Consider the following 24,688-nt stretch of genomic DNA (forward strand, 5'->3'; position numbering starts at 1 on the left):
TTATTTCATACATCATTCAAGTGGGGTACGAAGGTTAATTTTGTACATATAAATAAAACCATTCTTCAGCATATAAGAAACAGAAGTCGAGAATGAGAAGCTTGCGAATGGTATTCAGCAATTGAAAGAAATGGGAGAAACTTCCTAATAAAAAAGAATATTTCGATGTGTAAGCCAGATTACAGAATACATAGTGGTTATCTCGTATCATGTTGTTGTGTAAGATAACTGATCACTTATGGAAAGGAAGATAAATATGAAGAAAAGAATAAAAAATCAACCGGATTTCAATCAAATTATTGTCTCAAAGGAGCCAGTTGTCATCAAGTTTGACACAAACTGGTGTCCAGACTGCAAACGTATGGATGCTTTTATGGAAGAGGTATTAGAAGAGTTCCATCCGTTTACTCTTTATGAAATGGATCGAGATGAATTTCAAGATATTTCATCCACGTATGAAGTGATGGGAATTCCAAGCCTTCTCGTTTTTAAAGACGGCGAGAAGATCGGTCACCTGCACAGTGCAAATGCCAAAACACCTGAAAGTGTAACTGAATTTCTAACAACTTATTTTAAATAAAAGCAAGGGACCGAGCATTGTGCTCGATCCCTTTTCTTAACTGCATGAATCATCATTTTCTATTTGAAGACTCCTCATGTACTTCAAATATTGATTGATTAATTGGTCAAGCTCTTGACTTAATTGTATGATAGTAGGTTTTTGAAGTTCCTTATCAACGTTGAATAATTTTGTCAATTCTTCCCGTTTTACCTCAATCATATACCTCAAAAAGTAAATAGGTGCTTTCGAATCACAGTACTTCTTCTCAATAACCGTTCACCTCACTGTTTTACCATTCTTACACCGAATAAGCGCATTTTATCTCATAATGTTCACATTATTATTTAACTGTAGCTGATATCGAAAATGAATAATGTTAGCTATCTCACATATATGAGGTTAACAGTTACATTTATTTAGAAGATTATTCTGCTTTCGTAATTTTTCTTCCACCTGATTTTTTCGAATGGTAGAGAAGCTTGTCTGCCTCTTCTAGTAGCTCGTTCATATTCATTTCATGAGAATGAACTAGTCCAATTGATAGGCCTAAGTCTGGTAATATTTCCGCTGCCATCTTTTCAAAAGCGCTTAGTAGGTCGTACGCACATTGTTCACATTCATGATGAAATGGATTGATTAGGAGAACACCAAATTCATCTCCTCCGAACGGTAAAGAGATATTTGTTCACCTGTAGCGTTTGGAAGTGTAAAGTCTGGAGCTATATGCCCGACCGATATTCCTTTAGGCACATGCCTCTCTAAGTCCTCTGCTGCTTTTCTAAATATATCTTGTATTGCCTGAGGGCTTTATTTTCGCTTCTAACTGTTCTCGTAGTGTCATATTTTTTCCTCTCATTCTTTCTTTCTTTACCATCAGTTTATATAAAAAAAGAATGGATTCTGTTATCTAGCTTACATTTATGCTTAAATATAAAAAACGTCCTAGAGAAGTCTCCAGGATCGTTTCCATAACTATTTAAATAAACGAAGATATTCCCCATAGCCTTCTTCTTTTAGCTTGTCTATTGGAATAAATTTAAGTGCAGCAGAGTTAATGCAATATCGAAGTCCACCTTTATCACGTGGTCCATCATCAAATACGTGTCCTAAATGAGAATCTGCCGAGGTGCTTCTGACTTCAATGCGTCTCATCCCATGGGACGTATCTATTTTTTCGAGGACTTCTTGATGCTTAATAGGTTTTGTGAAGCTCGGCCATCCACATCCAGAGTCAAATTTGTCAAATGAACTAAATAATGGTTCACCAGAAACAATATCTACATAAATTCCTTCTTCCTTATGATCCCAAAATTCATTTTGGAAGGGTGTTTCCGTACCGTTCTCTTGGGTTACACGGTGCTGAATAGGAGTAAGCTTCTTTATGTTTTCTGCATGGTTTTTCTTCCAATTTTCTCGGATAAATCCCGCTCGTCCAGATCCTTCTTTATAAATATTATAATGAAAGGAATTCTTTTTATAATAGCCCTGATGGTATTCTTCAGCTGGATAAAACACTGATGCCTCTTTGATTTCTGTCACGATTGGCTTTGAAAACTTTTTGCTATCCTCTAATGTCTGTTTTGATTCTTCGGCTAGTCGCTTTTGTTCCTCAGTATGATAAAAGATTGCAGTTTTATAGGACTCTCCTCGATCACCAAACTGACCATTTGAATCGGTTGGGTCAATTTGTTGCCAAAATAGTTCTAACAGCTTTTCATACGGAAAAACAATCGGATCATACGTAATTTGAACTGCCTCACAATGACCCGTTGTGTTTGAGCATACTTCATCATAGGTTGGGTTCTCTATATGCCCACCTGTATATCCTGAAACTACTTTAATAATGCCTGGTAACTCATCAAATGGCTGAACCATACACCAAAAACATCCACCAGCAAATGTAGCTAATTCATAATTTGTTGACATAAACATACCTCCTACTAGTACTAGTTTGCCCAAACTCTATCTATTCCATCAATTTAGAAAGAACCCCTCCATTCATAAGGGGTTCCTTTTTAATAATTTTGATTATTTCTTTCTCCAAGTTGATTGAATCTTTATGAAGTTTGTATCTTTTAAAATGTTAAACACTGGACATCTTGAGTCTGTCTTTTCTTTTAGCTCTTGAATTCTTTCATTAGATTCGTCAGTGTCAACCACTGCTTCAATAGTAATCGTTTCGAAGTATTGCTTAACAGAAGCATCTCCCATTAACCCTCTCGGATCTAAAGTTCCTTGAATTTTGAAGTCGATTCCATTAAGGTTAAACTTCATTTCCTTTGCTACGATATTGGCAATGGCGTTTTCACAGCCTGCAAGAGAGCCAAGTAGTGTATTTAACGGATTTGCACCCTTATCGTTTCCACCTAAGTTTTTTGGCTCGTCTATAAAAAATGTATGAGCTCCTGCCTTCACTTCAGTTGTTACCTTTTGAGATGTAGTTTCGATATTGAATTTTACTAATGCCATGATTAGTTCCTCCTCTAAAGTGTTTTTAATAACTTACACTTAGGAGTATACTTGGAATTCCTTTTTTATAATGTAAGGTACCTTACATATTTTCGTAAATCTTGTTACCCATGTTCATAATTCTTATACTCATCTGATTCATATTCAAAGATTACTTCAAATGCACCCTTCAAATCAGCAGCAGTAATAGTAGAAAAGATCTATCTTTCACATTCTTAGCAGAGCTGTAACACTTGAGATTGATTAAATACGTCCGCTGAACAAAGTATCCTTTTGCAATGCTACTTTGTCTATCCCTTTATTAAACCTTTTTAAGTAATCCATCCTATTTCTCTTTTATGTAATTGAAAAGCTGAAAGAATAGGATTAAAAATAATTCCCTAAACTTCCAGCTGTAAAACACATAATGCACTCCATAAGACGCACAATTGTGCTAGAATGATCATACTTAACATCATCTACATCATATAAGGTGCTTTACTTTTATAATTTTCACTTTCATATATAGACTATCTTATGAACCAATTTATTGATTTTCTTTATTAGACTGTTGAATCGAAACATGTTTTGGCGGTTTGGGATATGATCGTTTTTCTGCATCGCTAGGACCAGTAAGGTCATTCCTTTTATCCAAGAATTTTTTTGAATACTCAATAGGGCCTCCACCTTTCATTTTTTCACCTCCAATACATAGAGTTTCAATGAATTGATTTACATGATAAAATGATATTTCATTGCTATAAGTTATTCGACATTTCGATCATTAGGTTTATATGAAAACCATCGCACAATTGGAGCAAATTGCTCACAAGAAGATGAGGGGATTTTCCAAATAATTTTCGAGATGGATTTAAAACTTTTCCTTTAAAAAATTCTGTTATTCTAGACAGATTTTCTACGTCTTTTCCCAACTTGAACATTAATGCCTTCTAAAAGAACAATAAGTATAGACGCTGGAAAAAATCTTTTTATATTTTTCAAGCCCAAAAAAGTATTGTAAGCCACGCCAATAAGAAGGTGGCAAAATTTCCTAACCTTTGCATCTTTATTGACACTTTTATTAGCCTTTCTTTCCGAAAACATACTCCCCTCTAATAAAGTTTCCAAAAAATTTATTTCCATGTAAGTTATTCTTCGATTAATCTACCCTAGAACTCTAAGTACCTTCCTTCACAATCTCATACAATAATAACATAAATATCCAGAATTCCCTCGAGATCTCATTCCATTAAATCGCCCTTTTCTGGAACAATTTTATTGACATCTAACATCTTATTTCTTTGTTTTTTTCCATAGATGCGCCTGAGATCCAGAATCGTTTACGTACCCCTTTTTGAATCTGCCCCGTCGTTAACACATAAAAAGGGAGTTGCCATTAGCAACCCCCACTTAAACTCATCCAACCTATTAGCAAAACGTGTCCTCTAATGCTGAAATTTATCTTAAGTTTAGCGCCACTCAACAATCTCATCAAGATTTTGTCTTGTTTGTGAACGTTTAGGATCCTTTTCACGATATCCGAAAGCGACCATACATGATACACCGAAATCGTTAGCGTTAATGATACCCTCATTTTGTAAAATAGAGGTCACCTGCTTTTTATCAAAACCTTCGATCGGACAGGAATCAATACCGATTTGAGCCGCGGCTGTCATCATGTTTCCCAATGCTATATATGTTTGTCTGATTGACCATTCAAACATGAGACGGTCATTATCTTCGAGTTCTGTTTTGGCGAAGTTTTTGTAGAAACCTAAATGATGTTGCATAACTTCTTCAGGCATGTGATGAATGTCTTTCACCATTTTGATCACGTAATCCGAATCATGCTTTAAGTTTTCTTCTCTTTTGGCCAATATAACGACAAAATGGCTGGCAGTGGGCAGTTGTCCCTGTGCACCGAGGGATACAGGTTTTAATTTTTCACGAAGTGCCGCATCCTGGATCACGACAAACTTCCACGGTTCGAAGCCGAATGAACTTGGAGACAATCTTCCTGTCTCCAAAATAAAGTGAAAATCTTCATCCGAAATCTTTTTGTTGTTATCAAATACCTTACAAGCATGTCTGAACTGGTAAGCTTTTAAAATTTCTTGTTTTTTACTCTCCGTTCCTATCATGTAGAACCAACCTTCTTATTTTGTTTTTTATACGGAATTTTTCGGATAATCAACGGGTTTAAATATAATCTGTTTGATAACAGATCTGCAGTCAGTATAACCATTTTTTAGGAACTTGTCGTTTGGGCCTGATTGCTGAAGATAAAAATAATGTTAAATGTATCCGAAACAAATACTATTAAGAGGACCGCTGAGAGTTATTATTTTTCAATTGCTGTTTGCCCCATTGCAATAGCAATTCTATTCCAAGTGTTAATTTGATTAATGATTAGAACAAGGTCAACATACTGTTTTTCGTCATAGTGGTTACGCACTCGTTGATAAAGCTGATCTGGCACACGTTTTGTCGGGATTAATGTTACGTGCTCTGTCAACTCTAAAGCTACTTTTTCTGCTTCTGTGTAAAATTCACACTCTTCCCAAGCACTAATACAATATACTCTTTCTTCTGTTTCACCCATTTTCAGGACATCTGTTGTGTGCATATACATACAAAGTGGACAGCCGTTAATTTGAGAAGCACGAAGTCTAATAAGTTCACGAAGTTTACGGTCTATATCTGTAGTTACCGTATACTTATCCATTTCCCCTATGATTTCAAGTGCGTCTGGTGCTACATTGTAATAATCAATTCTTTGTTTCAATTTTATTTCCTCCTAAAAAAGTTTATTCAATTCAATTCCATTCTTTAAACCAAATTCGATAACGGTCTGCTATTGTTCCTTAATATGTCCAAAAGTTACATTTGTTCATCTTCAGGTACGTTTGTGACAAACATTTCCTTCTCCTAAATGAATTCCTCTTTTATTAACTTCGTTTCCCTCCTGCTTTTCGGATATCTGTAACGGTCTGCTCTCTACGGGGTAAGTCCTAGATAAGTCCAAAAAACGCCTTGCAGATGGAATAAAATGTTAACATTAAATAACCAATAATTTTATCTATAAAGTGACAATAAAGTTTAATTTTAAGCCTTAAACAATGTCCTTCTTTCCTTAACAATTGTAAAACTTTATCCAAAGTCTTTTATAGAGGAAAAAAGTACAGTTAATTCATGCAGTAGAACGTTTTGATAGTGAGTTCCCGAATGATACAACTCACCTATTTCTCCATATACTTTTCCTATTTTCTCTCGGTAATCAGGAGCTTCCTTGTCAGGATTGGAACTTTTAAATCGATCCATGACAGCTTGAATATAGGCAGGACGAGCTCCCCATCTACCCAATACATTACCATTTTTATCTAGAATGACAGCAATCGGTTGGTTACGTACTCCATCAGTCAAAAAATGGTCCATAGTTTCCAAGTGTTCTTCCATTAATAATACTTCTGTAGGAATGTTGCATTTTTCCATAACCCGGAAAAGAACCGGGACATTCCAAATAACGTCTGGGCACCAATCGGTACAAAGAATTAAGCAATAAAGATCTTGAGGGTTACGAACTGAATTAAAAAACAAGTTATCCGTTTTATTTTCCCATGAGAAATTTTCATAGTTGTACAAAAATTGGTCCTTCGTATTTAAGATTTTGCTTTGTTTCATTACTCGAATTTCCATACTGTCTATAAACTGTTGAGGAGTTATTCCAAGACCAAATTTATGTTTTAAATTTATAGTTTCGTTTATCTTTATCTTCATCCTTTCAAAAATACTATAATTTATCTCATCACAATAATAGAATTAAACTGACCACTTATAAATGGTCAGTTTAATTCTATTTAAAAAGTCAGATTAGCATGAGGTTTACTATTTAAGAAGAAAGGGTGACCAAGCCTTCTTTAATAACTCTATTCCTTTTTCCATGTCTTTCTCACTCACACCAGCGAACCCTAAATACAATCTTGGGAGAGGATCAGTCCTTATGGTCATCCACATATTTTTAAAGTCATAGACAATTATTCCCTCTTCAGCAGCTGATTTTATCAGGGTTTCTGTGGACTGATTCGTGTTAACCGTGATTTGTATGTGAAGGCCGGCATTTTGACCAGTAATTTTTACATGGTTATGAAAATTTTCCTGAATAAGCACAAGTAATTTATGATGCTTTTTACGATATAATTTACGTACTCTGCGGATATGCCGATACCAATGTCCTTGTTCTATAAAAGAAATCATTGCCCATTGGGTAATACGAGAAGGGGCGGATGTGAATTCAAAAGAACTTTCCTTCAATTTTGTCAATAACTTTTGTGGCAATACCATGTAATTCATTCGTAAAGCTGGTGTAAAAACCTTGGAGAAAGTACCAATATATATCACTCTGTCATATTCATCTATACTTTGTAGAGAAGGGATAGGCTTTCCAATATACCTGAATTCTCCATCATAATCGTCTTCGATAATAAATGCATTTTTATTAACTGCCCACTTTAACAAATGTTCCCTTTCGGAAAAAGGCATAATACATCCTGTGGGAAACTGGTGTGAAGGAGTGATATAAGCAAGTTTTGCGGACCTACCTTCTATATCGTTAACTGAAATCCCTTTTTCCCCTACTTGGATAGGTAATATTTTAAAACCATTCATTATAAATTGTTGACGTACCAAGTTATATCCTGGTTCTTCAAATGCTATTCGGGAATGATCGTTAAACAGATGGCAAAGTATTCGGATACTATCTGCTATTCCACTGCCAATTATGATTTGTTCCGGAGTGCAACGAACGCCCCTCGCATTAAATAAGTAATCTGCTAGTGCTGCGCGAAGTTTAGATTCTCCCTGAAGATCACCATATTTTCCAATATCCATTGAAAAATTTTCAAGAGCTTCTTTCAACATCTTATTCCAGACTCGAATTGGGAAACAATGTGGGTCAACAGCAGAAGGATTAAAATCAATTGTCGGTTTAGATTCAATAGGTGGACAGTTAATGCCTTTAATTTCTTGATCAGCATCGAGTTCATATTGTTTGATAGGCAAAACAGTTTGTGGATTTATTATGTAAAAACCCGATCGTGGCTTGCTAATTACGTATCCTTCAGCGATTAACATTTGAAACGCTGTTTCAATCGGTGTTTTACTGATATTTAGTTGCATTTGTAATGATCTTATAGAAGGCAGGCGCATACCATTCGTTATTTCTCCATTTCGAATGGCGTCTCGAATGTGCCGATAGATGGTAAGATATATGGGTGTATTTTGTTCATCTTTTATTAAAATTTCAAACATCTACTATCACTCCCATATAATAATTTTTAAAAATTATTTCAATTTCTAAGCGTTTAATTTATTATATAAAGTTTTTTGATATTTTAACCTCGTATTTCGAACAAACGGTCTACTTTTGTAATCACCAAGGTCTCCTTCTTTCAAATCAACAATAAGTTGATCAAAACTTGAATGACTATTCTTTGTTCCTGAAAGTTTTATAGGAATAATTTTTTCGCACCCCTCTTTTTCGAGCATATAATAATAAAGAACCTAGTTCATTAATTTGAACTAGGTTAATATATTAAAACAATTGTGATTCTAAATCTTGATGAATTGCCCTCACACGAACATAGCCATACTTCATTATTTCATCCCCCTTATTATACTTTACGACAATAATTATGACGGTAAGTATTGACTATCTAATGATCCCTATTCTATCAGCAAGTAAAAAAAACGTTAAAACCTATATGAAATGAAATATATTAAGCAGCAGTTTAGTATCAATAAATTAATATAATGGTAATATAACTTCAACGGTTGTTCCGTTTTTTATCACTCCAAAGGTAAAGGGTTCCATAATGATTTTCTATGATTTATTTCGAGATCATTAGTCCAAGTCCAGTGCCTTTCTCTTTTCCGAAAAATCTTCCGGTGTTCCAGCCCGCCTGAGCGGAATCAATTTCATAGTTTCTTCTCTCCACGATAAATAAGAGTTAATGTCAGTTTCAATATACCTCGGCGCAAGTGCATTGACTGTAATATTCCGGCTTGCCAATTCCTTCACTAACGTTTTGGTTAACCCGATCACGCCTGCTTTTGCTGCTGCATAGTTCGCTTGACTAGGATTCCCTGCAACACCAACCACTGAACTGATGTTGATGATTCGACCTTTTCGTTGTTTCATCATGGGACGCATGACTGCTTTTGAACAAAGAAAAACACTCTTAAGATCGACATCCATCACTCGATTCAAATCTTATTTATTCATTCTCATCACTAAATTATCTTTCGTGATGCCGGCATTATTAATCAAGACATCAATCTTACCAAACAACTTCATCACTTCTTGAAATGCTTGATTCACTTGATCCGCGTCTGAAACATCTACTTGAAGTGCCAATGACTTTCTACCTAATGTATAAAATCACTACGTCAGTACCTACTGACGCTAATTTGAGCGATATCGCACGCCCAATTCCAAGGGAACATTTTTGGAATGTTAACTCCATTTTTAGCAGACCAATCATAACAATATTTTTTTGGAGCGTCAACTCCATTTTACTGAAGAAGATAATCCACTGTGGCCAAGTGTTCGACTCCCGGTTCGCCAAGTTCATGCGCTCGTCGCATCACTAAGATCCCTCTGCACAAACTCTGCTTTCCCTCCTGCTTTTCGGATATCTGTAACCGTCTGTACTCCACGATTTGCAATGCGGCCCGCAACATCTACTGAAGAAGGAGATAAAAAGTATAGATAAAGGAAATGACGTTGAACCTGTCCAAAGAGGGATCTCAGTTCCAGTTATTAAAAATACAAAAAAACCAAAAATAAAGTGAAAAAAAAAAATGCCCCAAAAGAGTCGTCAGTTAACGACCTTTTGGGGCAGATTATATATTTATAGGTATATATTTTCTTCTTTTAACTCTTGGATAGCGATAGGATAGGCTTTTATCAATATCGTTCTTCCACAGTGCGCAAATAGTGTATCGAATGTAAAGTATAATGTAGCAAAACCAACTAACTCTTCATTTTGTTCGAAAACAAATTGTGCTCCTTCCTTTTGATTATGTAATGTATAAAAAAGTTGATGGACTTTTTCCATAGGTGGTTCAAGTCTTTGATAAAAAGTCAACGATATACTCATACATTAGTTCAGTTAATTAATTTATATTTTTCGGTTCAGCTTTTCTAACAGTAGCCATTATAATTTCTTTCCCATAATGAAAAATTGTTTTGACTTTACAAACTACTTCTAACTAAGATAAAGTCAAATTAAAAAGCCATCGCATGTTTTTCTGCATCTAATATACCTTTGCGAATAATATCATCTGCTTTATCTCTGTCAAAGTCATGTCCTTCCACATACAAAACTTCCACATCATCTATACCTACGATATTAAGCACTTGTTTTAAATATGGATGACTATGATCCATTTTCGCAAAAGGTCCTTGAGAGTAAATTCCACCGCTTACTTGAACGTGAATAGCTTTTTTACCTTGTAAATGTCCGACAGGGCCATTCTCCGTATAATGAAATGTTTTTCCTACTACTACAAAGGAATCGATAAATGCTTTTAATCGTGGTGGAATTCCCCAGTTCCACATAGGAGATACAAATACATATTTATCAGCGTTCGCTATCATTTCTGTAAATGTATTTAAAGCATTTATTTTTTGTTGTTCTATTTCATTCAATTCTGAAAAGGAAATTCCGTCTTTACGCATTTTTCCCCAACCGTTAAGGACATCGTAATCTATTATTGGAAAGTCTTCTTCATATAAATTTATTTCTCTAATATCGTCATTTGTATGAGAGTTGCGATAAGCTTGAAGAAAAGCCTGCCCTACTCTATGACTAACTGAATTTTCAACTGGTTTTGGATTAGCAGTAATGTATAGAACTTTCGCCATATTAAACCAAACTCTCCCCTTTTGTTATATTGAAGGAAATGTCATATTAATGTTTAATTTAACATTTCCTTTCTTTGGTCATGTGTTCATTATTTAGTAGCTATTCTTGAAGCAGCCTCTTCAACTTCTTTATATGCTTTTTCTAATACCTCATTTGGCTCCAATAAAGCAGTTCCTTGTACGCGAATGATTTGATAATCTTCAATCCCAAGGAAATTGAACATTGATTTTAGGTATTTATGAGAGTATTCAACTTCTGTGTACCAATCATCATTTGTATAGATTGAACCACTTGCTTGTATGACAAGCATTCTTCGTCCGTCTTTAAGGAGGCCCACTGACCCATTTTCAGTATATTTAAAAGTTTCACGTGCGATCATAATATTATCCATATAATCTTTTAACTTTGATGGAATATTAAAATTATGCAAAGGTAAAACGATGACATACGTATTTGCACTTTTAAATTGTTGCAAGATCTCGGACATACGCTCCGTTACTTTTTGTTCTTCGAAGGTTAGTTCTTCTTCTTTTTGTTGTTTTTCCCATGCACTTAAAACCGTTTGATCTACCATAGGAACTACATCACTGTACAGGTTAATCTGTGCAATTCCTTTGCTATCTGGAATTAATTTTTTATAAGCTTTCAAAAAGTGGTTAAAAACCTGCAAGCTAGCTGATGAAGTACCATCTATTTTTGGATGTGCGTTAATGATAAGTGTTTTGTTCATTTGCATTTCTCCTGAATTTTAGGTTAATAATTAAAGATCCAATTAATCGTCGATTTACTTTATCGATAATACAACGACTAATTATTTTTGTCAAAATATATAATTTACCAAATAAGAATTTTTTTATTTGACTAACACTCTAAATACTCCTAAGATACAATTTGGTAACACTTAAAATTAAAAGCAGGTGAGTTTATATGCAATATAGTGTCGGGGTTGAATATGCTTTACATTGCCTGGTTTATTTAATTGATGTTCCTTCAAAGGAAAGTGTTGGGATAAAGGATTTGGCAGAATTCCAAGGACTTTCTGAGACATTTCTATCAAAAGTTTTCGGTAAATTATCTAAGGCTGGTATTGTAAGTTCTGTCTCCGGTGTAAAGGGAGGATATAGGTTATCTAAGTCCCCAGAAGATATTTCCTTTTGGGATGTAGTTGAAGCAGTTGAAGGTCCTAAGCCTATTTTTCAATGTAAAAATATTAAAGATAATGGTTATTTGTATAGAGAAGGCTCCTGTTCAGCTCCCTCCTCTTGTAGCATCAATTTAGTTATGCTCGCTGCGGAAGAAAAAATGCGTGATTACTTGCGTGGTAAAACACTTTCATGGTTGAATGAAGAGCTTGAACGTGTCTTACCCCAAAAAACACGTGAAGATACTCGGAAATATTTTTCGAAGAGCAACATATAAAAAGACCTCTCGTGAAATTCCTAAATTAACAGCAATTTAGAGAGGTTTTTTCTTAGTTCAAGGAAAACGGAACGTTCAATTATTTATTGATAACTACAACCAATCCTCAACTAATCTGCCCTTTAGCGCAATTAGAAAAAACGCTGCCGAAACAACGTTTTGTTTAACTCTTGCACCCGAATGCATTGCCAACAACTCTTTAAAGGAATGTGGGAAAGGAACTATTCTGTCCTTCTTTCCCTTTCCCTGGTTAATCCGGATTTGACATCTGTCAAAATCTACTTCAGACAATTTAATATTTATTAATTCACTTACGCTTACAGTGTAAAGAAGAGTTCTAACAATCATCATGTCCTGAAAGTTCTTAGCTTTCTAAACAGTAGGAATAAAAGAGCATTAATCCTTCTTAACCATAATTATGCTATAATAAAAAAAACATCTAAATCCATATGTACCATAGACTTAGACGTTTTTCTAATAAAATATTAAAGCGTTTTAGTGTGTATTATACGAATAGTATAAGGATATTACGTAAGTGGAATATTAAACTTCTATGCCACTTACGAAGAACGACATAATTAGAAGAAATCACTAACGGAATAGTTGAGGAGTTTCATTCCAGAGCTTTAAAGCTAGATCTTTATCAATTGCCCATGGTTTAACCCCTACCTTATCATTCTTCTCTGTAGATATAGGGGCAATATTTACATTCTCGCAATAGACCCCGCCAAATCCGTTTAATTGAGGACTAGTGGCACACCAAACAATAGTAGCAGCACCTTCTGAGATGGTTTTATGCTCGTCATTATATTGATCATATCCACGTTCTCCGTTTGATTTAATTGCGCCCATTGTTGCTAACTCTTCATCTGACAAATTACTAGAAAGCCCAGTTACAATACTTCCAGGATGAACAGTAAAGGAACGGATCAAATCTTTTTTAAACAGTTCATCCATTGCTACACTAAAAAGAGAAACAGCTGTTTTAGCTTGGCCATACGCAGTCCACTTATCGTAATGGCTTTGATTGAAATTTGGGTCATCAAAGTGAAAAGGAGAGAACCGATGTGCTCTAGAAGAGAGATGAACTACTCTAGCTCCATTAGCTTTTTGTAGCTTTGGAAGTAATCCCTTTGTTAAGTAATAATGGCCTAAGTAGTTTGCGGAAAGTTGCATCTCATTTCCCATTTCATCTTTAGTTAGTGGAATAGCCATTATCCCAGCACTGTTTACTAATATATCTAGTTTTAGATAATTCTTATTAAACCATTGCAGAAAAAAATCTATAGTAGATCTTTTACTTAAATCGAAGATAGCAGGATATAGTATGGCATTAGGAATACCTACTAAAGCTTTTTTTGCTTTCTCAACATTTCTTGCCGGGACGATGACAGTTGCTCCAGCGAAAGCTAAAGTCTTGGTTGTTTCTAATCCTAAACCAGCATATCCACCAGTAATGATTGCCACTTTTCCTTTTAAGTCAATACCTTGTATAACCTCATCTGTTTTAGTACGAGCAGTATAGCTTGTTTGCAATGGTTTTTGCACTATTTTCCTCCACCTTTAAGGTTACTAAAGTGAGAAATTTTATATTGTACCTTTTCTAAAATTTGTAGGCGTTTCCGTAATTCAAGCTCTATTCTTTTTTCGTGTTCTTGTAAAATAGAATAACAGGAAGAGTAGTCATTTCTTTTGTAAGCATCTACATAGGTTTTTATTTGATCTAATGGCATCTCCGTATCTCTTAAATGAACAATAAAACCAAGATATTGAATAATTTGTTCATCATACTCTTTATATCCACGAGCATTTTTAATGGGTGTGTCTATAAGTCCAAGTTTTTCATAGTAGCGAATAGTAGAGATAGATAAGCCTACAAGTTTAGATACTTCAGAAATTTGATACATTATTCTCACCTCGTATATTAACCTTACAATGTAAAGTTAACTTTATGTCAAGCATGTTATTATGGGATATCGTAAACCAATTATTTATAAAACAAGGATACTTATTTGATCAACTAATTAAAGGAGCTCACCATTCTGATCAAAATCTGAAAGTAAAATAATTAATCATACCAAACGTATCCTGCCCCATTTGTGACATAATAATTGGCAATCTACTATAAGAACAGTTGTCATTATTTGCTAAAACAAAAGCCAGCAGTTTGCTCAAAAGGAATTAACAAGACCCCTTCAGAGTACTTCTAAAGGGGTTAATTTGAATTGACTTTTCTGTTATAGCTGCTTAAAGCCAGGAATGGTTGAACACATTCCTCAACAATCTGAGCAACAGATTATCTGTTGCTCTTTTTTAATAATGACTATCCCATTATTGTACCTGTGTACGGAACAGATACTATGTGTTTTTTAAAGCACAAATAAATACTAAAACCTTTTAAAAATAAATGATCAAGGTAACCCATCGGCACGGCGATTAAACCGCCCGCTCATCCGTCAGGATTGCAAGGCCTGCGAACTCGCCTCGGATAAAAGACCTTCCGCCTGAGCTTGCGTTCCGTTTCTGGCGGCATAGTACCGCGCAAACCTTACTGAATAACCCAACATGTAGAGAACCACCAGGGAAGCGAGAATATTCAGGATGATCAGAGACACGTACAAGTCAAATAAGTAGCTTAGGAGACCGACTCCCACGATGGGAACAATAAATCCGATGTAACCCGCAAAGTAGAAAGTCGTTATCACCTTCGGCCGCTCCGATGCATTCGGAAGCTCGCCGGCCAGTCGCAGGCTGATCTGGAACGTCCAACCGCTGCCAAGCGCCTGAACGAGCACCCCGATCCACATTAGGCTTATGCTTTCCGATGTCCCGGAGAGAACGACAAGCCAGGCTCCGCAAGCCAATAAAGCGATACCGATCCGAAGTCGTACGACCGGCTGTTTGGCCCTAAAATCGAAAATGAGCGTTTATCCTTGTTCCAGGAAAGCACCCGTTTCTTGAATTACTATTTTGTCTAATGGAATAAATAAAAATAGATTACAGGAACTCAAACCTTGTATTCAGATGCTTTCTTTTTGACGACCGAAACGATCCATAATAAAAGGGGGATCCCGATACCACAAACTGGGAATATCACAGATGCCCAAAATTTTTCGTATGTTGCAAGAAACAACTCATTCGGAATCAAAATCGCCATCAAAAAAATCGCCGGTGCGCCGAACCAAATGATTTTCTTCCATTCTTTCACATTAAACCACTGCGCCGTTTCATAGCTGGCGACAAACAAATATAAGGATAATTGAATAGTCACTCCGAAAATCCAAATAAATATGGTGAATATATCTAAGTTTTGAATGAAGTTTAATATATCAATGGTTCTTACATACATAAAGTAAGAAAACCTTATTTTTGCTGCTAAATTGGGACCAAAAACCATCAATACCATAAGTGTGGCAGTTAAAACCATGAAAATGTTAATACCAACACCTAACATCGATTTAGCAATCGCTTTTTGCGGGTTTTGCATAAAAGAGATAATAACCAATAAGGTGAACGGGCCTGCGAACCAAAAAGAGGGACGAAGCGATCCTTTTAAAATATTAACCCATCCGGAATCGACATAAACAGGGAGTAGATTATGCCAGTCCGCATTGCCGACATTTAAAATAAAACAAACAATCAACACAAAGATAATAATGGGTCCCACTATTTGACATAATCGACCGATTCCCGTAATACCTGCGGAACAGGTTAAATATACCATTAAACCTAATAAGAGTATCATGATGATCCACAGGGGTGTTCTGTCAATTAGAATAGGTTGCAAAAAACTTGTAAATTCGCGCAGTAAATAAGCAGATAGCGTGTACCAGGCAATGAGATATGGAATGACAATCAGTCTCCCTAACCATTTACCCAGCAGAGCTTGGCTAAATTGGGTCAATGTTTGATTGGGATGGAGAGTACTCAGATGAACAACAAGCAAGGTTAAGACTAAACCTATTCCACCCCCAACCAACATCGAAAGCCACGTATCTTGTTTTGATATTAAGATCGCTGGTGAAATAGTTATCCCGATTAACGCATTGACTTCAGTTGTTACAATAATCCAAACCAATTGTGATCCTTGCATGTTCATATTCTTTCCACTCCTCATCGATACGATACTGCCCGAACCAGAATTAAGGTATACTCTTGATAGACGAAGTAGTTTCGCCCGGATCTTTGCTTTGAAGTTCTACTTTGACCGAAATATCGAGCTCAGGAAAAGTATCGTTCCAATCTTGTTTCAAGGTTTTCCACTGATAAGGGTACTTACGATGAACACTTTCACCAAACCCAAAGATGTCTGTCTTGTACTGCTCCTGAACTTTTTTGATCATCTTCTGTATCGATTTCTGAGTCGTTTGGCTGAGTTCTTCTTGAATAATGTTGAGATCCTTTCGTTTGGTTGGATCCAAGTTCGTATTGTTTTCGAGAATGGTTCCTTCTCCAGTGAGATGGACGTCAATTTGTATTTGCTTATCGATCATCTTTACACGAATACGTCGATCCAATGATCGCAGTTTTAAGCTAACATTTCCATTTCCTTGTTTGACGATAGAAGTGATGGTAAAGGTGGTTTGTCTGTTTGTAATCCAGTAAGCATAGTTAGACTCTTTACTATTCAAGAAACCTACTAATTTCAGGCCTTCGTCTTTGTTAAAAACGGCAGTTCCACTATAGACAAATTGCTTTGAATCCGTTAAGCGAACCGTCGGCACCATGGGCTGCAAGCCTTGACTCAAAGCATCCGACAAAAAATCGCGGAAATAATAACGCTTTAAACCTAGAGTGGCTTGCTGACGCACGAGTTCCGTGGGTGTAAACGGCTCGAAAATCGGCTCTGCAGAAAGGATGTCTTTCGCTTGACCGTTTTTCACAACATAGATCCTTGAACGCAGCTCCGATTGAGGATTGCGAATAAACTCGTCGAGCAAGTTGCCAATTCCATGCTCGGCCAGCCGTTGCCCGATGAGAATGATCCGGCGATGCCCGAGAAATAAACTTCGCGATAGCTGCGCCTGAAAGCTTGGAACCGTATCGTAAACGTTCTTTCCTGTCGCACTTATCACACGGAAGCTTTTTTCCTTGGTTCCACCGCCGCTTTCTTGTCCACCGTCAACACCGGAGGGTATCACGATTTGAATACTAATTTGTAACTGACCGTCTTTTGTTAAATCCAGCCCTGTCCCCAAAACGTATGCGAGTTGATCCGGTTCCCTCAGGTTCCAGCAGCCGGTTGTGCTCAATATCATTAGCAGCCATACGAAACAAAGTTTCCCTGCCCTCTTCATGGTTGATCCGCCTCATTGTCAGGTCCAGTATATATGGCACGCTTTCGAGGCCATCGAATGAACAAGTCCTTAAGTCTATGCGTGATCAGTGGAGCTACCGGAGTTAAATAAGGAGTTCCAAATGGACTTAGTTGAACCAAGTGAATTAAAATGGCAATGATTCCAATCGCCAAACCAAATAGGCCAAATGTTCCAGATAGGATCAATAAAGGAAAACTTAACATCCTAAAAGGATAACCAGAACGAAGTCGCGGTATGATAAACGAGCAGATTCCGGCAATCGAAACGACAATGACAATAGGTGCAGAAATGATTCCAGCGTTGACAGCCGCCTCCCCAATGATTAATGCTCCAACAATGCTTACGAGTGGACCTATCTGTTTTGGCAAACGGATCCCTGCTTCCCGTAAACCTTCAAACATGAACTCCATCATAAAGACTTCAATCACGGTCGGAAGAGGTGTTTTTTCTCGCAGCGATGCAATCGTTATCATTAGTTCTTGAGGTACCATCTCCGGATGAAAAGTGGTTAACGCAATATAAATAGAAGGGAAAACAACCGACAAGAAAACTAATAGATAGCGAATACATCGAATAAAGGATACGAACAAAAATCGTTCATAATAATCGTCAGGCGCCTGAAGTCCTTCCAAAAACGTCATTGGAACGACAAGTGCACATGGGCTTCCATTGACTAATATGGCGACTTTTCCCTTAACCAATTTAGCGGCAACAATGTCAGGACGTTCAGTGACGTCCATTTGCGGAAAGGGAGAAAGATGAGTATCTTCAATGGATTCTTCGATATACCCTGATTCAATAATTGCATCGATTTTTATCTGATTTATTCTTTTGCGAACTTCATTCAGGACGGATAGGGAAACAATTCCTTCTATGTAAGCAATGACTACATCGGTCCTTGTCAGTTTCCCGACTTTTAAAGATTCGAGTTTCAGCTTCGGTGTTGCCACTATCCTGCGTAGCATCGTGGTATTTATCCGCAGTTGCTCTGTAAAACCTTCTTTAGGTCCTCGAATGACTGCCTCATTATAAGGCTCTTCTATGGCTCGTGTCTTAAACTTTGAGACATCGGCAAGAAGGGCCACATCTTCACCATCGGCCAATATGGCAGCATTTCCCTTTAGAATATGATCAACGATATCTCCATAGTTGGAAAGTTTCTTAATTGGTAAAACGGAAAAGACCTCTTGTTCGAACATTTGGGCAATACTGTCGATCGTCCCGAGACCTTGAGGCAGACCACCATACATTAATGGTTTTAGAACGTTTGAAGTAATGATATCTGTGTTGATCATACCATCAACATGAATCAATAGTAATTTGGTTTCACCGTGTATCATAATTTCACGAAATATAATGTCAGAACAGTTTTGAAACATATTTTTTAAAAATTGCTCATTCTCTGCAATGTTTTTGCTAATATTTGAACTCGAATTTTCGAAGGATTGGTTGATATTGGTTTCAAGTTTGTTTTTTAAATGTGATTTTCCAAGGCGTTCCATTATCTGCCCTACCTTCGTAGCTATGTTATTTTAGTTATACCCAATTTTATATAATTATACTTTCTAATACCTTTAAAGTTGCCTTAACTCCCCGTTTCTGATCACTAATATTGGATTCTCCATCTTCCAAGAAAAGGTTTCTTCCTCTCAAACTTTTGTGATAGCTATATTAAAATCCTCAACAGGACCTTCAGACAATTTCTGTTCTTTAAAACCATTCACAAAAACAACTTCATTACCTATAAATTGTCCTCTTTCGACTGTTTAAACTCCCTTTTGATGGAATTGAAATGACAAAATCTATATTTTCTAGTACAAGTATTTGAGTAATTCTTTCTGCGTCATCTACGCCTTTTTCAGATAAACGTCATTATATGTAGATGAGCGTGTCTACAAAATATAAATTGGACTCTCCCCATATTAGTTTAGAATATTTTCAACACCGATTAATTTTTATCAAAAGGTAACGGTAATGAAATTTTAAAACAGCGTCACATAATTCCGGCTTCAGGTGCTTTTTCCAGCTACCTTTTTGGGACACAAGGCAAATTATATTTACTACAGATGAGATTGAAAGAGATGAAATGGAAAACGATCTAAAGGAATACATGAGATCAACTAAAAAGAAACGACACGGTGTACTGGGATTATACTGGTATGCATACAAAAATACATAAGTCCTTAAATTAATAAGCACCCTTACAAAAACTGATATGTTTTTGTAAGGCTCTTTTTAATTTTAAAAAATTTAAATCAGTGCACAAATTAGTGCACAGACGTAATTTATTCTATTGGTTTGTATTGTTTTATTTCTATTCCGAATTTCTCAAAACCCTTATTAAATAAGACTTATTTAATCTTAATTCACCTCAATAAACTTAGTTTTATTTCTGGATTTCATCTGGCAGCAAAAAGGTCAGCGGTTCGATCCCGCTGTCTCCACCATACATAAAGATTAAAAACCCTTGAGGAAAAGCAGTGCGATTTCACATCCGAATCCCACTGCTTTTATTATTGTTTTATGATGCTTTTTTTTTCCGAATCTAAAGGGGATGACTTATCCTATCGGTAATCTTTTAACTCCTACTTCTAATTAAAGTAATTGATTGTCTGATTGTTGTTGATCTTGTCCCTGAATACCTGTACCCATACCCATCATGTTTGAAGCATGTGGTAACATATTCTTCATCTTTCCACCATTTCCACTCATCATCTGATAAGCTGCAATACCCACTCCAACTGAAGCGATTATCGGTAAAATCCGATCCATTCTTCTCATCTTTATTACCCCTCTTTTATTGTTCACATTTTGAACACTTTTAGTTTGGTTAAAATAATAAAAAAACAAAAGGTGATTGCTTCCATTTAAAACTGTTTAAATAAGGTAAAACTTACATCTGCTAAATTTGATCGATTAATGGGATCTTTATTTGATCGTTAATAGAGATAACTTTTTCGTATGATTTATATTCGGAAAAAAGACCATTTTCGTCAAAAACTTGGCACATGAGTATATAATCATTATTCTTTCCTTTTGTTTCAAGATAAAAAGTTAAATTTCCGATCTTTAACTTATAAACATGGAAAGTTAAACCTAACCAATTATCTTTTCTTATTTCTGTGTTCGGATGATAAATAATAATACTTGCTAAATTACTGACTGATATAGTGGATTTAGTATTTAGTTTACCCATCATCTCCATAATGCTATTAGGAATTTGTTTACCTTTTGTTTGAACCCAATCAATAACTTTTTTGATCTGATTATTCACGAAAACTCCCCCTTTCCCTCATCTTATTTAATTTTAGTTTTTGTTAAACAACATAGAAAAAACCGTGTTAAATCCTCTCAAATTATTTATAAAATATACGAGTTAGAAAATGCCTTGAGGTATACTTTTATTTTGTTTAATGCAACTATATTTTCATGTAACAATGTTTATAGTGGGTTGCGAGGGTGTAAAGGTTTACTTCACAGAAACATAAAAATGAAAAAAGAAATCCTGTAAAAGATTTCTTTTTTTAGTAACTATTTACTTTTTATCTCTCGGGTCTTGATCTTCAGCAAACTCTGTAGCATATCTTAAACTTGGCTGTCTGAATCTTCTATGTTTGCGCTTTACAGTTTTCCGTTCCGGCATATGTTTTAATAGATACTGATGAACAAATACTTCTCCGGCTGTGATAATACCTGCTGAAATAATACTCCCCCATGCAATTTGAAGATATCCTTCTAAAAGAATGGAACCAAAAATCCATACGATTGTATAAGCGAGAATAAATTCAACCATCAATGTATTTCTTTTTCCAATACGGGGTAAAAGAATCCGGTCAGCAACAATATAGGTGATGACTGTGGCAGTAACTGCGAAAGATAAGATGTCGCTGACTCCCGCATCAAAAAATAAATCCAAACCGATCCAAAATGCTATTAAACAAACGATAAACTTAATTAAAATAACTTTTGTTTGTTCCAATTTAAAACCTCCTTAATCTGTTTCTAGTTTGCAACAAAAAAAGAAGGTTCATACTTAAAGGAATAACAAATCCCACACATACCTTTGTGAGGGATCTATTTTTATTCGGAAACTGCAGGTATAACTTCTGTTTTTCCACTTTGTTTATTCACATTTACATTTTTGTTTTTTCTACTCCTCTCTTTTGTCTTGTCATGAAATGTTATAATTTTCAGATTTCTTTTTTCATAAAAATATCCCTTTCATTTTTAAAAATCATGATTACTAGGAATCAACATCTGTAATATGCATGAAATATTTTTGTAACAAACGAAACCTAAAAGCATTTAATCTCGTCTAATAGGTGAGTAAGGATTTAAGGAGGATTGGAATGAAGAACAGAAATCGTGCTGTTATTTTTACGTTATCTTCTCTGTTGACAATCGGCGTTTTAAATTATCATAAATATGAAGGTACAGCAAAGGCAACTACTAATCAAAATATTAAAGAGAACAAAGAAATACATACAGAAAGGTCGGTGGAAATATCAAAATCCGATATCCCTGCTCAACGGCCTTTGGAACAATTCCCATCATTAAAAGAAAAAGAACAGGTCGTTGAGGAAGTTCATCAACCAGAAATATACGCTAAACCGTCAGTTAAAGGCGAAAATCAAGTCAGCGAGGAACATACAGTTAACATCGTATCTGAGACAAAAGCAAATGAAAAAGAAAACATTATTCCCGAAAAAAGGATGATTGATGGGCTTACGTATGTAAATATAATGGATTCAAAGTCAGAAAACCTCGCTGATCTAATCGATATTTCAAAAAAACATCATGCAACATTATATGCTATTGAGTTCAGTGATTCTTTTGCCATGTATGATAATAAAACGGGAGAACCCGTCATGATGATCAGCACTGGGTTTAGATCTGTCCCTACCGAAAGTGTCGCCATACTTTATGACATGCACCCTGACATAAAAGAACAGATTAAACAAGTAGTTGATACTGGCAAAGAAATAATAGTTGAGATGGGAGAATTCGAAAGCTATCATGTAGCAAAAACAGGTGAAACGATTAAATTATCCTTTTAATAACAAAAAAGTCCTCTGATCGAGGGTTTTTGTATTATTTATTCTTTTTTATTTCTTTTAAGGCTACAACCTTTAAGGCTAGAAGCTCATTTTCTGTAAACTTTTCTAAAAGTTTTTCATAAACTGCTTCCTTCTCTTTCTCGTTTAATCCCCCGCTGACCTGTTCTCTCGTTTTAGCTAATTCACTTATCGTGTACTTTTCAGATATAAGCTTTACTGCTTGTTTTCTAGTTGTAAAAGGCAGATTGTTTGTTGGTGTCTCTCCTGTTTCAATGTATTTTCTTATTTCAGGATCTGCGAGAAGTCTATTGATTTCTTCTTCATTTGCAGATAATTCTTTAGAGATTTCGATCATCGCTTTTTCAGACGCGTAGTCCATCACAAATAAATAGCTTACTACTCCAGTTGCTATAAAAAACATAAATACTACCCCAAGCCACCATTTAATCATGAAATCACCAACTCGTTTAAGATATTTTATTCATATCATACTTTCCAAAGTTTGGAAATCGGAAGTCTAGTATTATGAAACACCACCATTCTTCAATACTTATCTCGTAATTGTATTCTTGTGCTATTATTTACCATAAGGATGGATAATCATTTTAGCTGGAGGTCATTATGAAGCGTCTCACTGATCATTTAATTGTTATATCTTTTGATTGCCTTTCCTCTCTGGATTTCCCTCAGCTGCAGGAACTTCCAAATTTCAAGGAACTTCTGCAAAGTGGATCTTATTGCAATCAGGTAAAGACCATTTATCCTTCTGTTACATATCCTTGTCATACAACCATCGTGACTGGAAAATACCCAAATCGGCACGGAGTGGTAAATAATACTTTTCTTCAGCCAGGTCGAGTATCCCCTGACTGGTATTGGCACCGCAAACATGTACAAGGGACCACATTATACGATGAAGCTAAAAAGGCTGGTATGAAAACTGCCGCTTTATTATGGCCAGTTACAGCGAGAGCAAACATTGACTACAATATGCCTGAGATCTTTGCAAACCATACTTGGCACCATCAAATTCCTGTTTCACTCGTAAACGGAAGTATTCGTTATCAATTGGATATGAACCGCCGATTCGGACATTTGCGGAAGGGTCTTGATCAGCCCGAGCTCGATGATTTTGTATTGGAGTCTGCTGTTCATACCATTAAAACGAAAAAACCAGAACTGCTTCTTGTTCATTTTGTAGATCTAGACACGCAACGTCATTATCACGGATTTTCTTCTAAAGAGGCAATGGATGCTGTTCGCAGGCATGATTTTCGCTTAGGAAGAATTATCCAAGCGCTGAAAGAGAGCGGAATATATGAGAACTCTGCTGTCGTTGCTCTCGGGGATCATAGTGCTCTTGATGAATCTAAAGCTGTAAAACTTAATGTGTTATTTCGTGAACACGGCTTAATAGATATCAATACAAGAGGTCATGTGCAAAATTGGAAAGCCTATTGCAAAAGCTGTGATGGTTCTGCATATATTTACTTAAATGATCCTACTGATATAAAAACAAAGGAGGTAGTAGAAAAGCTTTTGAAGAATTTAGTACTTGATGAAACAAATGGCATCGAAAAAGTGATTAGTCAAGATGAAGTTGCAGCGCTAGGGGCAGATACAAACTGTGCGTTTATGGCAGAAGCAAGACGAGGTTTTTACATCAAGGAACAATTAGACGGAGAATTTATTGATGTTATTACAGATAGAGATGTAAGAGCTAAACGCTATACATTGGCATCACACGGATACTCACCTGAAAAAGAAAACTACACAACCACTATCATGGCAGCAGGTAAAGGCATTCGTCAGAATATTGTTGTTCCATCTATGCGCCTTGTAGATGAAGGACCAACATTTGCAAGACTGCTTGGACTCCATTTAGGAGAAACAGACGGTCATATTATTGATGATTTACTATCTGTTTAAAAGACTTTTAATCTTGTAAAAATCGTTAAA

The 24,688-nt window shown here is 35.8% G+C and carries 28 protein-coding genes and 1 pseudogene; 4 read left to right on the top strand and 25 right to left on the bottom strand.

Annotated elements, in window-relative coordinates; all coding sequences use genetic code 11:
* Positions 1-256 precede the first annotated feature (256 nt).
* The gene (locus M3196_RS05965) at positions 257-580 is read left to right on the top strand and encodes a thioredoxin family protein (RefSeq protein ID WP_251321298.1); all 324 of its coding nucleotides are present in this window, start codon (positions 257-259) and stop codon (positions 578-580) included.
* Between the two features lie 36 nt (positions 581-616).
* Here the strand turns inward: M3196_RS05965 and M3196_RS22190 are convergent, their stop codons facing one another.
* The 14 genes and pseudogenes from M3196_RS22190 to M3196_RS06030 all read right to left on the bottom strand — a co-directional run bounded on the left by M3196_RS22190 (position 617) and on the right by M3196_RS06030 (position 11,665).
* Positions 617-781 (bottom strand): Spo0E family sporulation regulatory protein-aspartic acid phosphatase, encoded by a 165-nt coding sequence (locus M3196_RS22190; protein ID WP_425310986.1) that lies wholly within the window; start codon positions 779-781, stop codon positions 617-619.
* Between the two features lie 205 nt (positions 782-986).
* The gene (locus tag M3196_RS05970; RefSeq protein WP_338082938.1) at positions 987-1,241 is read right to left on the bottom strand and encodes a diguanylate cyclase domain-containing protein; all 255 of its coding nucleotides are present in this window, start codon (positions 1,239-1,241) and stop codon (positions 987-989) included.
* 293 nt (positions 1,242-1,534) lie between these two features.
* Positions 1,535-2,488, bottom strand: coding sequence for a peptide-methionine (S)-S-oxide reductase MsrA (gene msrA / locus M3196_RS05975; RefSeq protein WP_251321299.1), 954 nt, complete (start codon positions 2,486-2,488; stop codon positions 1,535-1,537).
* 102 nt (positions 2,489-2,590) lie between these two features.
* Positions 2,591-3,031: an OsmC family protein gene (locus M3196_RS05980; protein ID WP_251321300.1), complete on the bottom strand. Its 441-nt coding sequence runs from the start codon at positions 3,029-3,031 to the stop codon at positions 2,591-2,593.
* A gap of 526 nt (positions 3,032-3,557) precedes the next feature.
* Positions 3,558-3,704, bottom strand: coding sequence for a hypothetical protein (locus tag M3196_RS05985; RefSeq protein ID WP_251321301.1), 147 nt, complete (start codon positions 3,702-3,704; stop codon positions 3,558-3,560).
* 209 nt (positions 3,705-3,913) lie between these two features.
* Complete coding sequence (locus M3196_RS05990; RefSeq protein WP_251321302.1) at positions 3,914-4,138, bottom strand: hypothetical protein; 225 nt, start codon at positions 4,136-4,138, stop codon at positions 3,914-3,916.
* A 341-nt stretch (positions 4,139-4,479) separates the two neighbouring features.
* Positions 4,480-5,151, bottom strand: a complete 672-nt coding sequence (locus M3196_RS05995) for an NAD(P)H-dependent oxidoreductase (RefSeq protein WP_251321303.1) — start codon at positions 5,149-5,151, stop codon at positions 4,480-4,482.
* A 200-nt stretch (positions 5,152-5,351) separates the two neighbouring features.
* A complete protein-coding gene (locus M3196_RS06000; protein WP_251321304.1) occupies positions 5,352-5,795 on the bottom strand; it encodes a carboxymuconolactone decarboxylase family protein in 444 nt (147 codons plus the stop codon).
* Between the two features lie 365 nt (positions 5,796-6,160).
* Positions 6,161-6,787, bottom strand: coding sequence for a thioredoxin family protein (locus tag M3196_RS06005; RefSeq protein WP_251321305.1), 627 nt, complete (start codon positions 6,785-6,787; stop codon positions 6,161-6,163).
* Between the two features lie 108 nt (positions 6,788-6,895).
* Positions 6,896-8,317, bottom strand: coding sequence for a PLP-dependent aminotransferase family protein (locus M3196_RS06010; RefSeq protein ID WP_251321306.1), 1,422 nt, complete (start codon positions 8,315-8,317; stop codon positions 6,896-6,898).
* 592 nt (positions 8,318-8,909) lie between these two features.
* Positions 8,910-9,386: pseudogene (locus M3196_RS06015) on the bottom strand (SDR family NAD(P)-dependent oxidoreductase).
* 532 nt (positions 9,387-9,918) lie between these two features.
* Positions 9,919-10,155 (bottom strand): hypothetical protein, encoded by a 237-nt coding sequence (locus M3196_RS06020; RefSeq protein ID WP_251321307.1) that lies wholly within the window; start codon positions 10,153-10,155, stop codon positions 9,919-9,921.
* 140 nt (positions 10,156-10,295) lie between these two features.
* Positions 10,296-10,934 carry an FMN-dependent NADH-azoreductase gene (locus M3196_RS06025; RefSeq protein ID WP_251321308.1) on the bottom strand — a complete coding sequence of 213 codons (639 nt, stop codon included), beginning with the start codon at positions 10,932-10,934 and terminating at the stop codon, positions 10,296-10,298.
* 89 nt (positions 10,935-11,023) lie between these two features.
* On the bottom strand, positions 11,024-11,665 hold the full coding sequence (locus M3196_RS06030) for an FMN-dependent NADH-azoreductase (protein ID WP_251321309.1): 642 nt from the start codon (positions 11,663-11,665) through the stop codon (positions 11,024-11,026).
* Between the two features lie 197 nt (positions 11,666-11,862).
* On the opposite strand from M3196_RS06030, the gene M3196_RS06035 reads away from it, so the two are divergent.
* Positions 11,863-12,354: an RrF2 family transcriptional regulator gene (locus tag M3196_RS06035; RefSeq protein ID WP_251321310.1), complete on the top strand. Its 492-nt coding sequence runs from the start codon at positions 11,863-11,865 to the stop codon at positions 12,352-12,354.
* A 93-nt stretch (positions 12,355-12,447) separates the two neighbouring features.
* Here the strand turns inward: M3196_RS06035 and M3196_RS06040 are convergent, their stop codons facing one another.
* From M3196_RS06040 to M3196_RS06085, 10 genes are all read right to left on the bottom strand, one after another.
* Positions 12,448-12,705: a tyrosine-type recombinase/integrase gene (locus M3196_RS06040; RefSeq protein ID WP_338082928.1), complete on the bottom strand. Its 258-nt coding sequence runs from the start codon at positions 12,703-12,705 to the stop codon at positions 12,448-12,450.
* A 240-nt stretch (positions 12,706-12,945) separates the two neighbouring features.
* Positions 12,946-13,902 carry an SDR family NAD(P)-dependent oxidoreductase gene (locus M3196_RS06045; RefSeq protein WP_251321311.1) on the bottom strand — a complete coding sequence of 319 codons (957 nt, stop codon included), beginning with the start codon at positions 13,900-13,902 and terminating at the stop codon, positions 12,946-12,948.
* A complete protein-coding gene (locus M3196_RS06050) occupies positions 13,902-14,261 on the bottom strand; it encodes a MerR family transcriptional regulator (RefSeq protein WP_251321313.1) in 360 nt (119 codons plus the stop codon). Before M3196_RS06050 ends, M3196_RS06045 begins: the two co-directional genes overlap by 1 nt.
* A 549-nt stretch (positions 14,262-14,810) precedes the next feature.
* Positions 14,811-15,161, bottom strand: coding sequence for a hypothetical protein (locus tag M3196_RS06055; protein WP_251321314.1), 351 nt, complete (start codon positions 15,159-15,161; stop codon positions 14,811-14,813).
* A 200-nt stretch (positions 15,162-15,361) separates the two neighbouring features.
* Positions 15,362-16,453, bottom strand: coding sequence for a GerAB/ArcD/ProY family transporter (locus tag M3196_RS06060; RefSeq protein ID WP_251321315.1), 1,092 nt, complete (start codon positions 16,451-16,453; stop codon positions 15,362-15,364).
* Between the two features lie 43 nt (positions 16,454-16,496).
* Positions 16,497-17,651, bottom strand: a complete 1,155-nt coding sequence (locus M3196_RS06065) for a Ger(x)C family spore germination protein (RefSeq protein WP_251321316.1) — start codon at positions 17,649-17,651, stop codon at positions 16,497-16,499.
* Positions 17,648-19,174 carry a spore germination protein gene (locus M3196_RS06070; RefSeq protein ID WP_251321317.1) on the bottom strand — a complete coding sequence of 509 codons (1,527 nt, stop codon included), beginning with the start codon at positions 19,172-19,174 and terminating at the stop codon, positions 17,648-17,650. The genes M3196_RS06065 and M3196_RS06070 overlap by 4 nt, the downstream gene beginning before the upstream one ends.
* Before the next feature lie 1,093 nt (positions 19,175-20,267).
* A complete protein-coding gene (locus M3196_RS06075) occupies positions 20,268-20,453 on the bottom strand; it encodes a hypothetical protein (RefSeq protein ID WP_251321318.1) in 186 nt (61 codons plus the stop codon).
* A 121-nt stretch (positions 20,454-20,574) separates the two neighbouring features.
* Positions 20,575-20,946 carry a hypothetical protein gene (locus tag M3196_RS06080; protein ID WP_251321319.1) on the bottom strand — a complete coding sequence of 124 codons (372 nt, stop codon included), beginning with the start codon at positions 20,944-20,946 and terminating at the stop codon, positions 20,575-20,577.
* A 261-nt stretch (positions 20,947-21,207) separates the two neighbouring features.
* Positions 21,208-21,651, bottom strand: coding sequence for a YndM family protein (locus M3196_RS06085; protein WP_251321320.1), 444 nt, complete (start codon positions 21,649-21,651; stop codon positions 21,208-21,210).
* A 370-nt stretch (positions 21,652-22,021) separates the two neighbouring features.
* Between M3196_RS06085 and M3196_RS06090 the strand changes: the two genes are divergently transcribed.
* Positions 22,022-22,729, top strand: coding sequence for a hypothetical protein (locus tag M3196_RS06090; RefSeq protein WP_251321322.1), 708 nt, complete (start codon positions 22,022-22,024; stop codon positions 22,727-22,729).
* A gap of 34 nt (positions 22,730-22,763) precedes the next feature.
* Here the strand turns inward: M3196_RS06090 and M3196_RS06095 are convergent, their stop codons facing one another.
* Positions 22,764-23,180: a hypothetical protein gene (locus M3196_RS06095; protein ID WP_251321323.1), complete on the bottom strand. Its 417-nt coding sequence runs from the start codon at positions 23,178-23,180 to the stop codon at positions 22,764-22,766.
* Between the two features lie 170 nt (positions 23,181-23,350).
* Here M3196_RS06095 and M3196_RS06100 point away from each other — a divergent pair, with 170 nt between their 5' ends.
* Positions 23,351-24,658, top strand: a complete 1,308-nt coding sequence (locus tag M3196_RS06100) for an alkaline phosphatase family protein (RefSeq protein WP_251321325.1) — start codon at positions 23,351-23,353, stop codon at positions 24,656-24,658.
* Positions 24,659-24,688: the final 30 nt, after the last annotated feature.

Origin of the sequence: Fictibacillus nanhaiensis (assembly GCF_023715445.1) — a bacterium.
GTDB classification, from domain to species: Bacteria; Bacillota; Bacilli; order Bacillales; family Fictibacillaceae; genus Fictibacillus; species Fictibacillus nanhaiensis_D.